This is a genomic window from Fontibacillus panacisegetis (assembly GCF_900102215.1).
Classification (GTDB): Bacteria; Bacillota; Bacilli; order Paenibacillales; family Paenibacillaceae; genus Fontibacillus; species Fontibacillus panacisegetis.
On record NZ_FNBG01000020.1, the window covers coordinates 47,972 to 64,095 of the forward strand.

The following is a 16,124-nucleotide window of genomic DNA, read 5'->3' on the forward strand; positions in this document are numbered from 1 at the left end:
TGCTTAATTTACCTACCTTAATTATTTCTCAGTTCTTGCTAATTATTAAATAATATAAAGGAGTGTTTCGAATGAAGGTCTTAGTTACTGGTGGTGCAGGTTTTATTGGTTCAAATGTGGTGGATCGGTTTATTGATGAGGGCCATGATGTTGTGGTTGTAGACAATTTAAGTTCTGGCAAACTCACTAACCTTAATCCAAAAGCACGATTTTATTTATTAGATATCCGTTCAACAGAGTTGGATAAGGTCTTTGAATTGGAAAAACCAGATGTAGTTGATCATCATGCAGCACAGAAATCTGTGCCTAAATCTGTAGACGACCCCGCTCTGGATGCGGAGATTAATGTTCTTGGTTTGATAAACGTGTTAAATTGTTGCGTTAAGCACAATGTTAAGAAAATGATCTTTGTTTCTTCGGGAGGTGCTTTGAGCGGTGACGCCGACCAAATTCCGACCAATGAGGAATACATACCTAATATGATTTCTCCATATGCAATTACCAAGTTTGTAGGCGAAAAGTATCTTAACTTTTATGAGGTTACTCACGGATTAACCTACGTTAGTCTCCGCTATGCTAATGTTTATGGGCCACGGCAAATACCGGACGGTGAATGCGGGGTATTGCCAATATTCATGAATAATGCTATAGCTGGGAAACCATCCAGACTTTTGACTTATTCGGACATGCCAAGAGGTACAACTAGGGATTATGTTTATATTGATGATATAACGGAAGCAAATGTTCTTAGTTTAACGAAAGGCGAGAATGTTGTGTTGAATATCGGTACTGGGAAGGAACTATACATTGCAGACCTGTACGATACAATGCAAGAAGTTCTAGGCACAAAATTGGAGTTAATTGTGGAAAGTGAACGTGTAGGTGATGTGAGAAGAAGTGCTATAGACAGTACAATGGCACAGAAAGAACTTGGTTGGTCGCCAAAAATTGATCTTAGGGAAGGCATTAAAAAAACTTATTCGTACATCATAAACCATGCGGAATAAATAGTTTTTTAATTATTTCAATAAGTTGGCATCTGCTTAAGATAGCGCTTCTTTACTTACGAGAGTAACATCTACATAAGCTAAGGAAGGGCTATTCTTATATCCAGTTATATACTTATCCAGGAATTCTAGAGACTTTTAAGGGGATGCAATTATGTTATTAAAGGAAGTTACCCATCCTGCGGCTCCATTTGCCAATTGTTTTGGCAGCTATTTTATCAGTTGTTGTAATTTTTTTAGGCCTTCTTTAACTGAGGATATGATACTGTTCCTTTCGTCATGTAACCTAAAGTTTTTTTCGTTAGACTACTACTATATAAATCAAAAATTTAGTGGAAATCCTTGGGGATGGAAACCATTGCGAATTTGCAATTCCAATGGCGTCCCACTATTCGATGAAGAATCAGCATTTTATGAGTGCATTGATTTTATGAGAAACACATTAGGTGTACATACAGAAATAAAAGCTTATGGTGAAAAAACAATTGTCGAGGCTATTCTTGAATTTCTATCTTTAGGGCGTTTACCTATCGTATTTATCGATGATTATTATAATTCTAATAGCGAGAAATATTTACAAAAACATAATCCCCATGGAATCCTTGTTATTGGGGCTATCTCGGAGTTTCAAAAATTTCGCGTTCTGGATATGGATGTTGAGAAGGCTTACGAAATTTCATTTGATGAAGTTGTTCGGTTTATTCCAACAACCTACTCGAATTTTTTGTCCGCTTCCTTCTTATCATTATATGCAGGTGATCCGCCTGTTACGGTGGATTATAAAGGCTTTTATAAACAATATCTAAGCAAGGAAAAGAATATTTATAAAGAAATTGAACTCCTTATTCAAGATATGGAACATCATTTTTCCAAGTCGGGAAATATTGACTATTTTGCTAAGGGGTACCATTTCACAATACTTTATAATATTGTACCGATGGCAAGATTGCGGTTGCATCTCATTAACAGAGTAGTAAAAAACGATGAAGAAAGGATTTTATCAGAAAAAGTATTTCAAGACTGGATAAGCCTATCCAATTTAATAATTAATAGTGTTAAGAGTTCTGATTTTGCCCCTACAGTGATCGGAATGGCAAGGAGCATACTGGACGAAGAGACAAAGCTGGAAAGGCAGATTAGGGAAAGAGGAGGAATTTAAATAATGATTGAAAATACAAGGAAATTAACAATAATAACTCCCTTTTACAATGAGGAAGAAATACTTCCTTCTTTTTTTCAAACACTTCTAAACCAGATGGATCATGAGGGGCGGCCTTTTGATCCGAAGCTTTATCAACTTATTATGGTTGATAATGGAAGCACTGATCTTAGTGTTCAAATAATTGAAGACTTTAAAGAAAAACATCCTGAAATGACACTGTATATTATTCAAGAAACAGAAAAAGGGGTTATTCCTGCCAGAATTGCAGGTTTTAACAGCTTGCTATTAAATCCGGAAATTGAAAAAACAGAATTTCTGGCAAGTATAGATGCCGACACGTTATTGCATGAACGATGGATGATTACAGTACTTAATAAGTTTGAATACACCGATGCAGATATACTTTCTTTTGCGGGGTGTTTTCCTTATGAATTTTGGAGCAAAATACCGAAAACTACTAAGAAATTTGCTCGAGAAATAGGAACAATTTTTTTTGATAAAGAAACGACTTCTTGGATCAGTAATGAAAATAATCGTTACTTATTGACGGAAAAAATCTTTTTTGATTTTAATAGGTTCATTACTGATAGTTGTTATGCCATTAGGCGAAGTATATATGAACATGTTGGAGGGTATAAAAGAGAGTTTTACGATTCAGCCTGTACACGTGAAGTATACGGTGAAGGCTGGCGTTTAATGTTCCGATTGGAGCGGATTGGGGCAAAATTGTTGTATGTAAATAAGGCCCCCTATCAGGCCTGTCCAAGAAGAATGCTTAAGGAACCGCATAATTTTCTTAGTGGAACTTCCTATAATAATGTTATGACAGATCTCAGGGGCCTTGAGAAAGAAGATGATGAGTACTCGGTTTTGGAGAATATGAGTGAAACGATTGATTTTGGAGCCGTAAAAAGACGTTATGTTGCTGAATACTACATTTTATTAAGAACTATTGTGAGACCGGAGTATATAACACAGAATCCCGATTATTTCAGCGACATCGAGAATGAGCTTTATCAAACCATACATCATTGGTGGATTCATAATCCAAAGCCATTGGGGAAGGAGGTATTTGAATTCAGCAAACAAATCGGTGATCTGTATGCTGAGAAGGTTATCTCAAATATTATTTCAAACCAGCTTGTTCAGTCATTCACATTAAAGTAAAAGAAGGAAGTTTTATGAAAAATTATTTTGAGAATAGTTTGTTTATATCTCAAAGAATCGCTAAACAAGTTAATTTACGTTTGGAACACAATTTCCTTGCAATCAAGGAAGAGGTTTCTTCCTGGGGCAATTCTTTTAATTTATATTTAACTGGCTCGCTTTCGCGTAAAGAACCTTCAATAAGAGTGATTAATGATGAAGCAGTGCTTAATTCAGATATTGATTTGGTTGCAGTCGTCAGTTCTTCATGTGATGCAGAGGAAGTTAATTATATTCATAAAAAGCTGGTTAAATTACTTGGTGAATCAGCAGTAATTACAACTCGTGCTGATAAATTACCGCTTTTGCAATCCTGCTTTGCAAGAGATCTTGAACTATCATTAAGCAATCCTTTATATGAGTGTTTTCTAATAAAGGAAGCTCCTCTCCAAACAGTTCAGTTCGAGCATTATTACGAAACAACGATTCACCAAATTTCATGCTATTTGTTTCATCCCTCATTTAATATGGGAGAAAAAGGGGTATATATAAGATCCGAACATACATACCATACAATTAAACTAGTGCTAGAAAGTCTTAAATTGAATCTTTTTCCTTATAAAAAAACAGTAATTTTATATAAGGATCTACTGGATAAAACATTTAGCGATTCAGTTCAGGAAATTTTACCGTTAGATACAATTAAGCAGTTCATTTTAAAAAGGGAAATATTCAATCCCAAAGATCTTCAAGAAATAAATATCGGCAATTTGATTGAGAGGGCAATTTGTCCATATTTCGGCATTCCTTTTTCTGAATCATGCAGGCTAGTCGAACTGTTGGAATATCAATCAACTTTAGGCCATGGGTTAATTGTGACATTCCAATTTATAATGTTGGCTTTAATTATTTCAATTAATAAGCCTCATCATGAACAATGTTTATACTGGCGTATTATTTTGCAGTTAATTGCCAACCAAACAGAATCTAACTTTTCTTCTTTCCGTGAAATTATATTGCTAAAGGAAGATGCCTTTTCTCATAATAAATCATGTTTAAAGCTGCTTTCATCATACAGACAAGATTATTATAATGCCTTATATTCAAAGAATATTGGGGGTGAAATCAATTAACGGGTTAAGAATGTACAAAGAGAATGAGTTGTATACAAAAGTTGTAGATTTTATTGGCAAAGTATTGAACGATCTGGACTATGAGGGTGACATTTCCGATGAACTAAATCTAGATTCTATGAATACTATAAAGATCGTCGTTATGCTAGAAGATAAGTTTGATGTAATTTTTGAAGATGAAGAGTTAATATTTGATAATTTCAAAACGATCCAGTCGATAGTTCGCTTAATTGAATCAAAAATAATGTAATGAAATGGGGTTTGCATATGCTACTTAATTATAAAATTAAAAAAAATCTAAATGATAAACAAGTTCAGCTATTATTAGATAAATTAACTTATAGTATTGAGGGCTTAGAAGATCTGTCATATTCAGAGGAAACGAATGAGCTTATCATGAAGCTCGATCAGTCTACAGATCCTGATGTATGTATCCAGGTTGCAGATCATTTGTCTGAGAAAGTGAAGAATATCCGAGCGTTCCGTACCAAGGTACTTACAACTAACCTTAATAAGAACGGCGAGCTTTCTGAGGGCGGTAATCACTTTAATCCAATGATACGGAATTCAATTGATATGCATATTGAGAATGCAGTCAGGAATATGACAAGGAAAATAGCAAACAAAATGAATGCGGATTTAAGAAGATATCCCTCAACTATTCCGCTAAGTGTGCTGCAAAAATGTAACTACACTGAGTCCTTCCCTCAAAATCTCTATATGATCTCACAGTTTCCCCATCAGCTCAAAGAATTAGAAACAGTAAGGCAGAGGGGGATTGATCAAAATAATACGCAATTGAGTGGAGATGCACTTTCTCCAGCTGTGTGCTTTCATTGCTATGAAGAAATGTCCAACAAGAGGATAATTACACCCGCTATATTCGCAATAGAAGGAAATTGCTTCCGTCATGAGGCAAAATGGCGGCTTGCAAAGCATAGAATCAGAGAATTTACTATGATTGAATTGGTTTTCTTTGGAGCCCCCCAAGAAGTAGAGGATGTCCGAACTAGTATTATGAACCAGGTTTGGGAAGTTTTCAATGAAATAGGTCTGACTGGATCAATCGCAACTGCTAGCGATCCGTTCTATTTCTCAGAGGACGCTGAGAAAGGACAATTTCAAATATTGTCTGATATGAAATATGAACTTGAAGTTAATATCAAAAGCGACAAAGAAAATAAGAACTTTTCTATTGCATCTTTTAATAATGTTAGGGAATCACTTGCTCATAAGTTTAACGTTAAAGGGGTAAATAATGAAGTAATCCATTCTGGTTGTGTGGCTTTTGGGGTAGACCGATGGGTGTATGCTCTTCTTGCAACGTATGGAAACAAGTTAGAGAAATGGCCATCCGTAGTGAAGTCTATATTGGAATTATAGGATAGAAGCAGTGATATGTCTAGAGAGACGAGTTTTTATGATCAGATGAGTAAAGGATTGACTGAACAGGTTGCATTAAATACAGAAACTGGATCTATGACTTACGGAGAATTAAGAACAAAAGTTAAGAGCTTTGCTTATGCTTTAAGAAAACATGGGGGCAGAAGCGGGGACCGAATAGTTATAAAATGTGGATACGATTCCGAGACAGTTATTTCTATACTAGGTGCTATTGAAGCAGGAATTGTTATAGTACCGGTGCATGAATCAGTCCCTATTAATCGTTTCAGTACAATATGCCAAGAGGTAGGAGCAAGAATTACTGTTACAGAAAACATACAAAAAAAAACTGTAACCTTTTACGATGAATTATACTCTGAAAAAGAGGGGGGAGCAGTTAGTTATGATTTTAAGACGCTTATAGATCAGAGTGAAACAACTACGTTAGAGATAATACGTAGTGGAGAACTTGCTGCTATTATTTTCACCTCTGGAACAATAGGCAACCAAAAAGGGATTATGGTAAGTATTGAAAATATTTTTTTTTGTACGAAAACAATTACATCTGTTTTAAATTACTCACCGCATGATAGGATTTTAAGTTACCTCCCATTATCATTTGATTATGGTTTATATCAGGTTTTTATGTCTTTATTTTCGCAATCAACTTTGTATCTTAGAAAACCAACTATCTTTACTGCTTGTATACATAAATTGATCGATTCTGAAGAAATAACAGTCATTCCTGGAATGCGCCAACTGTTTGCATTGATCTGTAGGGGACAAAGCAGTTTTTTTAATACTGTCAAATGTGTGACAAACACAGGGGAGGCTCTACCAAAATCCATTATGGAGAGAATGTCCCTCATCTTTCCTAATGCTTCCATTTTTCCAATGTATGGTTTATCTGAGTGCAAGCGCGTTTCTATTCTTCCCTATGAGTATTTTCATAAGAAACAAGACTCTGTAGGTATTCCTCTACCAGGAACAACGGTTGCAATTTTGGATGAATTGGGCAATGAATGCTCCTTTGGCAAGGTTGGACAACTGGTTGTATCTGGCCCCCATGTATGCATGGGCTATTGGAGAAGGGAGAGGGATAAGACCTTTACCAATGATGGGAAAATGAAGATTCTTTATACTGGAGATTTATTTAGTAGAGATAAGGATGGTTTTCTTTATTTTCATGGCAGAATAGACGATCAATTCAAACATAAAGGTTACCGAGTGGATCCGGCAGAAATTGAAGAAGTTATTCTTGCCCACGTTCAAGGTGTAAGGGATGCTGCAGTGGTTTCTGTAATTGACAATAGAAATATGAACAAAATCGTCGGATGTATAATACCTGATAGCGAACCTATGAAATTTGATTTTGTGGAGTTGGTATATGAAACTTTAGAATGCTGTAAAAAATATCTTGAACCATGGAAGATTCCATCCGAAATTAAGCTCTTTTCCTCATTTCCACTATCTTTGAATGGAAAAACTAATCGAAAAAGGCTTATACAGATTCTAAAAGGAGAGTGAAAGTTCAATGTTGGAGATTAATATCGAAGATAAATTGAAAGAACTGTCTAACCTTGGGAATAAGTATAACTTAGTCATTAATAACCAAACTGAATTAATCCGTGATTTAGGTATTGATTCATTAACTATTGTTGCATTCATATCATTTTTGGAAGAGAACGGCATAATGGTACCTGATGAAGATTTAAATGCAGAATATTTTTCAACAGTCGGTGCAGTCAAAGCTTATGTGGAGCATCGTAAAGATTCAAAAAAGGGGTGATTGATATTATGAATACACTCGGCAAACTTGAAACATTATTTTCGTTTTTAAGAAGAAATAATCATTTCTATAGAGATTTGTTAAAAAAGATTGATGATGTTGAAACTGCGGCTGTTTTTGAAAAGCTGCCTATAATTTCGAAGAGTATTATACGAAATCAATATGATAATTATTTTTCAGAAGGTTGCGATGATGCAATTGAGGAATTGACCAGTGGTTCAACTGGTGTGCCACTTCGCTGTCTCAAAACTATCTCGGAACGGATGACAGCAAGTATGAATATTTGGAAACAAAGAAAGAGAAGAGATCCAGAAGTTAGTTTTAATAACTTTATAAATTTATTTGGAGAACAGGTTTATAAAGAGATAGGTAATTTCATTGACACTAATGAAGAAACAATGACAGTGTTTTTAAAAGTTCTACTAAACAAAAAACCGAGGTGGATTTCAGCACCAATTTCAATTATTGAACAATATGCCCGTCTCATTGAGAGAGGAAAAGTTGAATATCGTGAAAAATGTATCCATTTTATTGAATTTTTTGGGGAGTATGTAGACCCTGAGAAACGCAAGTATATTGAAAGCATTTTTAATTGCACAACGATTAACCATTATGGAACGAAGGAAACTTGGTGCATTGCTTATGAATGCAACTGTGGAAATTTACATCTGCAGGATAATTTATTTATCTTGGAGCAGATCCCCACAAACCTTTCATTAGATAATCCTAATATCGGAGAGTTAGTGGTTACTAGTCTTTTTAATAAACTAATGCCATTTGTTCGTTATAACCTGCAAGACCTTGGTACCATTGAAACTAAAGGGTGCGATTGTGGAAGTAAGTCTCCAGTCATAACGCTGTATGGAGGAAGAACTGGAGATATACTAAAAGGGACGAATATGTTAGGTAATAATTTATTCAACCGCATTCTCAATAGATTGATGAAGTGCAATCACGATGTCGTTGACGGGTTCAGAGTGGAACAGTACAGTCTAAATCATATTGTTATATTTATTGTCAAGGGACCGAATTATACACATCTATCGGAGCAATTATTACTAGCCTTTACCCGGTCAGAGTTGGGAAATAAGATACATATTGATCTTCGTTACGTGGATGAAATTCCAAGATTGCCATCAGGAAAAATAAAAAATTTCCATAGTTATATCTAGGAAAAAAGGAGGGGCCATGCACGTTATAACCTCTGAGAATATAACGGATGCCTTTTATAAAATATTGAAGGCTACTTTCGATAACGGGACTCTATTGAATAGCTGGAAAGGGACAGTAAAAGAAATAAGTCCATTACTTGTCAGTGTTAATCGCCCCAATGAAAGATGCTTAATCGTACCTAATCTTCTAAACAATACGATTGCATCAATTGCTGAGACTCTGTGGGTAATAGCAGGCAGGGATGATATGAAATTCTTAAAAAAGTATGTCCACAATGCAATGGATTTCAGTGATGACGGAATCACATGGAGAGCTGCATACGGGAAAAGATTAGTGAATTTCCATAGCATAAACCAGGTGGATAAAATATATGAAATAATTTCTAAAAAATATTCGAATCGAGGGCCTTTTACGATATACGATCCATTGCTGGATTTTAACAATCATACCAAGGATGTTCCTTGTACTTGTATGGGTGAGTTCAACGTAACTGACAATCAACTGGAAATGATTGTTATTATGCGATCCAGTGATCTTATTGCGGGTTTCTCAGCTGCTAATTATTTTGAATGGAGTTTTCTTCATGAGCTTATGGCAAATTGGTTAAATCTAGGCTTAGGGAAATTCCATATTATGATTGGGAATATGGCTTTGTTTGAACGGCATTTTGGGAGGGCTAAAAGAATTATACAGACAAAAATAGAGAAGGATATATACACCTTCCCAAATATTTCACAGATGCCTATCGATTTATCGAGGGATGATTTGTCTGAAGAATTAGGACTGTTTTTTGAAATTGAATCATCCTTTGATAATCTTTCTGACTATGAGACTCTTATAAATTTGAGTCTCAAGATTAAAAGTCGATTCTTACAACATGCTTTGAAAATTCTGTACTGTTATGAACTCTATAAAAAGTTTAGGTTTTCCGAGCTCATAGAGCTCTTTGATTTGTTGGACAATGATGTATATAAGGCTGCAGCAGCAGATTATTTTATTAGGAAATCGTTTCACTCCAATATAAAGATGCAGCTTATCGATCGCTGCTTTAATGAGGAATGGAGGAAGTATTATGCATAGTATACGGGCAAAAAATATTACAGATGCCTTCTATAAGACATTAGAATGTATGAAAATAAGTGGAAAAGAAATGGAAACGTGGAAGGGGAAGGTCATTGAGTTGAGTCCAGTTCTTATTGAAGTGGAACGTCCTAAAGAAAGATGCCTAGTTATTCCCAACAGATACAACAATATTGTTGCCACTATTGCAGAAACCATATGGGTAATAGGAGGTAGGGACGATCTGAAATATTTATTAAAATATTTACCGAGGGCTCATGAGTTTTCAGACGATGGCTCAACCTGGAGGGGGGCTTACGGAAAACGACTAACAAATTGGTATGGAGTTAATCAAGTTGAAGAAATCGTGAATTTACTTAAACGGATTCCTTATACTGGGAGAGCTGTTATGACATTATTCGATCCTTTAATTGATTACGATAATCAAACTAAGGATATTCCATGCAATAACTGGATTCAGTTTCTCTTACGAGATGGAAAATTGAATATGCACGTTGCATTAAGAGCCAACGATCTTATATGGGGTTTTTCCGGAATAAATATGTTTGAATGGACAGTACTCCAAGAAATGATTGCCGGTTGGCTTAATGTTGAAGTAGGTAAGTACTACCATTTTGTCGGTTCGATGAATATATTTGAACATCATTTTGAAAGAATGGATAAAATGTTAGAAAATAGAATAAAAAGTGATATTTACCATAATTATCCCAACCTTAATCAGACCAAAGTGGATATAAAAGAAGATTCTTTCCAATATCAGATCAAGAAATTTTTTGAGGTAGAAGAAGGTTTTTCAAACGCTGATGAGAATTCCATTGAGTCAATCCTCAAGCAGGTGAATGAACTCCAAAGTTCATTTCTTCGTCAGTGCTTAAAGCTAATGCTTACCTTTTTGCTTTTTAAGAAGAATGAACATGCATTGGCAAAACGCGTTTTCGAAACTTCAGTAAATGACGATTATAAATTTGCACTTGCGGATTTAATGTGCCGAAAGATTCCGGAGGTTTATGGTCCATCATGTTAAGAGAAAAAAAGGGCAGCAGACATTCTTTTTTAGATATGTATCTATGGTTGATGACTTATTATAGGCCATATTTATGGCATTTATTTTATATAATATTGTTAAGTATTGTAGTTGCCTGTGGAGAATTGGTTATTCCTAAGACCATTAATTACTTTATTGATAACATACTAGGTCAAAAGGATAAACGTTTGTTTGCTATACTACTAGGTATAGTTATAGGAATATCTATACTATCCTTAATTTCAATGATTTCCAGAAATAGAAAAGAAATATATATTAGGGAGAAAGTTTCGTTTGATTTGCAAGTGTCTATTTTATCGAAGGTTCGACAATTAGGCTTCCCTTATTTTGAAAAAAATTCTATTGGGCACATTTTATCCATCGTGAATACGGATGTCTTTCAAATGCAAAGGCTATACAGTGTAAATATTCCAGATATGATCAAACAGATTATTATGATTATTTTTTCATGTTTACTTGCGATAAACATAAATATTGAGTTGAGTATAGTTATTGTATTTTGCATGAGTATCTATTATATTTTTTCACCTATGATTTCCAAGAAGTTTGTTCAATACTCTCAAATTGCTAATAGTAAAAGAAAGGAATTTGATAAAAAAATTTATGAATCTATCTCTATGTTGCCTGATTTAAAAGTAAATGTTGCCGAGCAGTGGGACAGAAAGTTATTTTTAATGAAACTGAAGGAATACGCTGATGCGATGAGGAAGTCGATCCTTTTTTCTTGTGTGCGCTTTTCTTTCCGGAAGTTTTGTATTGATTTTGGAATAATTGCAATTATGTTGTTTGGCTTTTGGATGTTTAAAAATTCTCGTATGGGTATTGCTGATATCGTTACCTACCTTCTTTACTATTCTTTGGCTATGAATGCAATAACCCAATTAATTACGAATATTAATCAGCAGCAGTTATTATTGGTACAAGCACAAAATATTTATAACTTATATTGTAATACAGTTGTTGAAGTAGATGAACCGACACAACCGATATTTATGGATAAAGTGAAAGGGGAAATAACCTTCAACAATGTGAAGTTCCACTATGGGAATAAAACTGTAGTCCATGGCTTGAATTTTTGTATCAAACCAGGTGAACGAATAGCATTTGTTGGAAAGAGTGGAAGTGGGAAATCTACCATTTTAAAATTAATCGGAAGATTTTATGATCCGCAAGAAGGGGCAATATTTCTTGATGGTGTAAATATAAAAAAGTTGTCAACCGCTACTTTGAGGGAGCAGATAGGGTATGTTTTTCAAGAATCCTTTCTCTTTCAAACATCTATAAAAGAAAATATACGTTTTGGACGACCAGATGCAACAGATGAGGAAGTGATCCATGCTGCAAAAGAAGCCTTTGCATATGATTTTATTCAGAGCCAACCAGAAGGGTTTGATACCCATTTAGGTGAACGGGGAAGAACTTTATCCGGGGGGCAGATTCAGCGGATTTGCATAGCGAGGATGATTCTGAAAAATCCGAATATTATTGTTTTGGATGAGGCTACGTCTACTCTTGATAATTATACTGAAACTGAAATCCAACTGGCTTTCAACCGTTTATTTAAGGGAAGAACAGTGATATGTGTGGCCCATCGTTTAGCAACTGTACGGGAGTTTGAACGCATATGTTTAATAGAAGACGGAGTAATTTTAGAAGAGGGGAGCTATGAGGATTTGATATCGTTGCATGGCAAATTCTATAGTTTAGTAGAAGGATCAAATGACAAGAAGTGAGGATTAATATGAGAGGCATTAAATCAATTCTTTTTATGGTGAAAAACAAAAAACGATTGCTCATTATGATTCTTTTTTTGCTTGGTATGGAATCCATTGTATTAATCTACAATACTCAAGTTCAGAAGTATTTGATCGATGATGTTTTTTTAAAGCAGATGTTCGATAAGCTATATATTTTATTATTGCTTTTATTTAGCTGTATCTTTTTGCACGCAATATTGAATTCCCTCATCCCGCAAGTGATGCAAAAATATAATTACGTCATTCAAAAAGAACTGTCGAATGGGCTGCTTTCCGTATTATATGGATATACTATAGATGAATTAAGGGAAAAACAAACAGGTAATTACGTGAATTATTTTACGGGGGATATCCAAAATGCAGCTATATTTGTAAGTGATGATATACCAAAAGGTATTCAAAGCTTATTTTCTGTGATCATAGTATCGGTAGTTATTGCTTTTCTCAGTCCATTCTTAGTCGTAGCTGTAATTTTATTTAGTTTGCTAATTTATTTTGTGAGCAAGAAAATAGAACCTTCTATCAGTGAGAGTGCTGGTCGAGCTCAAGAAGCCAAAGCAAAAGTTATTAGTGTCATAGAGGAGGAAATTTCGGGAACACGAGAGATTATTGCTTTTAATAATAAAGAGTGGGAAAAAAAACGATTAATTTCAATATTTTTTGACTATTTTAAACATACAACCAAAGAAGGGGACTTTCAAAACAAAGTCATTGTTAGAAGTGAACCGATAAGATGGGCTGTTATATGGATTTCACTTGGCTACGGCGGAGTTTTAGCCATGCAAGGTAAAATATCTATAGGCTCTTTCGTTGTCTTATACCAATTTAGCCTCCAATTGATGAATGCTGTATTGTCATTTACACGCTTTATTACATCATCATGGAGTCAAATGCAACACATTAAAAGGTTAGAGTTTATTTATGATCATAATAAAAAATTCAATGAAAATACGGAAAATTTACCTAGTTCCTTTGATTCCATCAAGTTTCATAATGTTGATTTTACTTACAAAGGGGGGAAGGAGCCGGCTCTAAAGAGAATAAATTTAACCCTTCCTTTAGGAAGAAAGATTGCAATAGTAGGGGAAAGTGGAAGTGGGAAGTCAACCATATCAAAGTTGCTGATGCGTTTCTACGAACCGGATTCGGGTGACATTACGGTTAATGGCATAGTTATTCAAAAATTCAAAAATGATGATTGGTTTCGTCATATAGCTTTCGTAACTCAGGAGGCCTACCTATTTCCTAGTACAATCCGTGAAAATCTATCCCTCGGTTCGGACTATTCCAATGAGGAATTAGAATACGCATGTAATTTAGCACAAATTCAAGAGTTCATTAATCAATTTAATCAAGGATTTGATACTGTAATAGGTGAGCATGGAAATACGTTATCAGGAGGGCAAAAACAGAGGATAATTCTTGCCCGATCATTGCTTCGCACTCCAGAGATACTTGTTTTAGATGAGGCAACATCTGCTCTGGACTTGGAAACTGAACGCCTCGTGATGAGAGGAATTGATCTCGAAAGAAAAAATAAAACCACAATAGTGATTGCACACCGCCTTTCAACAATAAAAAATGCCGATGTTATTTTTGTAATGCAACATGGCGATTTGGTGGAATATGGGGCGCACAATGAATTATTAAGAAAGAATGGTTATTACAGCAAATTAGTGGAAAAGGAATTGTTAAGCTCCTATACAAGAAGTAGGTTAGATACCCATATGTAGTCTCTGCTTATATTTCTTTGGTGTTGTATTATAGTATTTTCTAAATGTTGAAATAAAGTGTGATGGTGATGCATAACCAAGGCGTTCGGAAATTTCATTTACATGTAAATAAGTTTGCTCTAATAGTTCAGTTGCTTTAGTCATACGTAACATTTGAATGTGTTGCATGGGTGGAACACCAAAGACACTAGAATACATTTTGCAGAGGTATACAGGAGTACATGATAGCATGTCGGCTAATTGCTGTAAGGTCAACGGCAAATGATAGTTTTTCCGAATATAACGGTTAATTTTTATTAATCTATTATCTATTTTGTGACGATTCATAGGGGATTGTCCGCTAGTTATCCAGTTAATATCATTCAGAAGATTAATTAGATTTAATTCATGTTTATGATTAAAATTAGATTCAATATGAATTAAATTAAAAATATCTGTAATATATCGGAGTTGTAATTGTTCAAGTTCATAGGACCGACAAATACAAATATTTTTGTTTGGTTTATTTTTTATGAAAAAAGTTAAAGATTGAATTGCTGCCACAGAAGTATTTTTATTTGTTAGTTTGAATGAATGACCAATAATGGTATCTCCGGGAAAAAGTATGTCTTTTGAAGAGGGAGTTTTCACTTCGACAGTATCAAGGGCGTATACTAACGAACTATTACATTTAAACTCAACAGTACACTGAGGCATAATGATTTCTTTTGTGCGGATGCTAAGAAATGTTAGCATAAGAGACGACCATCCCATCGTTGAATGTGCTTTCTTAAAATAATAAATCAAAAAAGTCGATACTTCAATCTACATGAGGATTACTACCAAACAACCACAGATATAGTTGTATAAGGTACCTAGTCAGTAATTGGTAATTAAGGTAGGAGATGTGCAAGTTTTGCTTTGGATTTTACATATACTAGTGGGACCTTACCTGAAGGATGATGGACAAAATGAGCATGAATTATTATTAAATTGAGAACAGGGAAAAAGGGGGTGACCTCATCCCCCATAATTCAAAAGGTGACTAACTTACTTTACTGCTAATGACGATCTAGGAGTTGTTTTTAGAGTGAGAAAACTAGTTAATGACAAACGAAGAGAACTGTTATTTCTTTGTGAAAAAAGTATGAAGAAAAAAGTTTGTTGGCGACTTTCTTCATAGGATTCCATGAATTGAAATCAATTGTTTGTATAAAAGACGTGTTCTTTATCAATAAACCAATTCAGTGGGTCCACTAAATCTTCCTTCAACTTTAATTGCTGTTCAAATTAAAACGCGAGGCAATATTCAGCCGAAGACTTCTGGAATTCCTAGCTTGTTTCTATGGAATACGATCCTGTATCCCCCCCCCCCCCCGCAAAGAGACTCAGATTTTATACCGCATGTTGCAGAGATGAAATTAACGAAAGCTGAGACTCTGTCTGGTCAAGTCAGCAATTTGTTAAGTCATCATGTGCCCTTAAGGGGTTACGTAGTCAGAAGAAATACATTGCTAATTACATCAAAATATAACAAAAATCGTTATTCCAGAGCCTAGATGAAGAAGTGGATCATGGGCTTTAGAAATGTCTTTAATTATGTTAATCGTAATATGGAATTGCCAATTTAATTTGGAACAAATCAACCGGGATTGTACGCCTTTTGCTGGAAGCGAAGCACGAAGTATTATTTAAACTAAGAAAGATTTACTATGTATTTTAATGAATAAGCAGCCA

General features: G+C 34.8%; 14 protein-coding genes. 13 read left to right on the forward strand and 1 reads right to left on the reverse strand.

Going from position 1 to position 16,124, the window contains the following annotated elements; all coding sequences use genetic code 11:
• The first annotated feature begins 71 nt into the window (after positions 1 to 71).
• The 13 genes from BLS49_RS16260 (at position 72) to BLS49_RS16320 (ending at position 14,408) form a co-directional block, all read left to right on the forward strand.
• A complete protein-coding gene (locus tag BLS49_RS16260) occupies positions 72 to 1,007 on the forward strand; it encodes an NAD-dependent epimerase/dehydratase family protein (protein ID WP_091232862.1) in 936 nt (311 codons plus the stop codon).
• A gap of 154 nt (positions 1,008 to 1,161) precedes the next feature.
• Positions 1,162 to 2,166 (forward strand): hypothetical protein, encoded by a 1,005-nt coding sequence (locus BLS49_RS16265; RefSeq protein ID WP_139173149.1) that lies wholly within the window; start codon positions 1,162 to 1,164, stop codon positions 2,164 to 2,166.
• Between the two features lie 3 nt (positions 2,167 to 2,169).
• Positions 2,170 to 3,336, forward strand: a complete 1,167-nt coding sequence (locus BLS49_RS16270) for a glycosyltransferase family 2 protein (RefSeq protein WP_091232868.1) — start codon at positions 2,170 to 2,172, stop codon at positions 3,334 to 3,336.
• Positions 3,337 to 3,350: 14 nt separating this feature from the next.
• Positions 3,351 to 4,448, forward strand: a complete 1,098-nt coding sequence (locus BLS49_RS16275; protein WP_091232872.1) for a hypothetical protein — start codon at positions 3,351 to 3,353, stop codon at positions 4,446 to 4,448.
• On the forward strand, positions 4,435 to 4,698 hold the full coding sequence (locus BLS49_RS16280; protein ID WP_245742483.1) for an acyl carrier protein: 264 nt from the start codon (positions 4,435 to 4,437) through the stop codon (positions 4,696 to 4,698). The genes BLS49_RS16275 and BLS49_RS16280 overlap by 14 nt, the downstream gene beginning before the upstream one ends.
• Positions 4,698 to 5,831 carry an aminoacyl--tRNA ligase-related protein gene (locus BLS49_RS16285; protein ID WP_091232879.1) on the forward strand — a complete coding sequence of 378 codons (1,134 nt, stop codon included), beginning with the start codon at positions 4,698 to 4,700 and terminating at the stop codon, positions 5,829 to 5,831. Before BLS49_RS16280 ends, BLS49_RS16285 begins: the two co-directional genes overlap by 1 nt.
• A gap of 15 nt (positions 5,832 to 5,846) precedes the next feature.
• Positions 5,847 to 7,358 (forward strand): class I adenylate-forming enzyme family protein, encoded by a 1,512-nt coding sequence (locus BLS49_RS16290; RefSeq protein ID WP_091232883.1) that lies wholly within the window; start codon positions 5,847 to 5,849, stop codon positions 7,356 to 7,358.
• Positions 7,359 to 7,365: 7 nt separating this feature from the next.
• A complete protein-coding gene (locus BLS49_RS16295; RefSeq protein WP_091232886.1) occupies positions 7,366 to 7,620 on the forward strand; it encodes an acyl carrier protein in 255 nt (84 codons plus the stop codon).
• Between the two features lie 8 nt (positions 7,621 to 7,628).
• Positions 7,629 to 8,792, forward strand: coding sequence for a phenylacetate--CoA ligase family protein (locus BLS49_RS16300; protein ID WP_091232889.1), 1,164 nt, complete (start codon positions 7,629 to 7,631; stop codon positions 8,790 to 8,792).
• Between the two features lie 16 nt (positions 8,793 to 8,808).
• Positions 8,809 to 9,873, forward strand: a complete 1,065-nt coding sequence (locus BLS49_RS16305) for a thymidylate synthase (RefSeq protein WP_091232893.1) — start codon at positions 8,809 to 8,811, stop codon at positions 9,871 to 9,873.
• Complete coding sequence (locus BLS49_RS16310; protein WP_175471443.1) at positions 9,866 to 10,897, forward strand: thymidylate synthase; 1,032 nt, start codon at positions 9,866 to 9,868, stop codon at positions 10,895 to 10,897. The genes BLS49_RS16305 and BLS49_RS16310 overlap by 8 nt, the downstream gene beginning before the upstream one ends.
• Positions 10,891 to 12,651 (forward strand): ABC transporter ATP-binding protein, encoded by a 1,761-nt coding sequence (locus BLS49_RS16315; protein ID WP_091232900.1) that lies wholly within the window; start codon positions 10,891 to 10,893, stop codon positions 12,649 to 12,651. The genes BLS49_RS16310 and BLS49_RS16315 overlap by 7 nt, the downstream gene beginning before the upstream one ends.
• Before the next feature lie 8 nt (positions 12,652 to 12,659).
• On the forward strand, positions 12,660 to 14,408 hold the full coding sequence (locus BLS49_RS16320; protein ID WP_091232903.1) for an ABC transporter ATP-binding protein: 1,749 nt from the start codon (positions 12,660 to 12,662) through the stop codon (positions 14,406 to 14,408).
• On the opposite strand, the gene BLS49_RS16325 is transcribed toward BLS49_RS16320, so the two are convergent.
• On the reverse strand, positions 14,391 to 15,143 hold the full coding sequence (locus BLS49_RS16325) for a helix-turn-helix transcriptional regulator (protein ID WP_175471444.1): 753 nt from the start codon (positions 15,141 to 15,143) through the stop codon (positions 14,391 to 14,393). The two genes, BLS49_RS16320 and BLS49_RS16325, sit on opposite strands and share 18 nt — an antisense overlap.
• Positions 15,144 to 16,124: the final 981 nt, after the last annotated feature.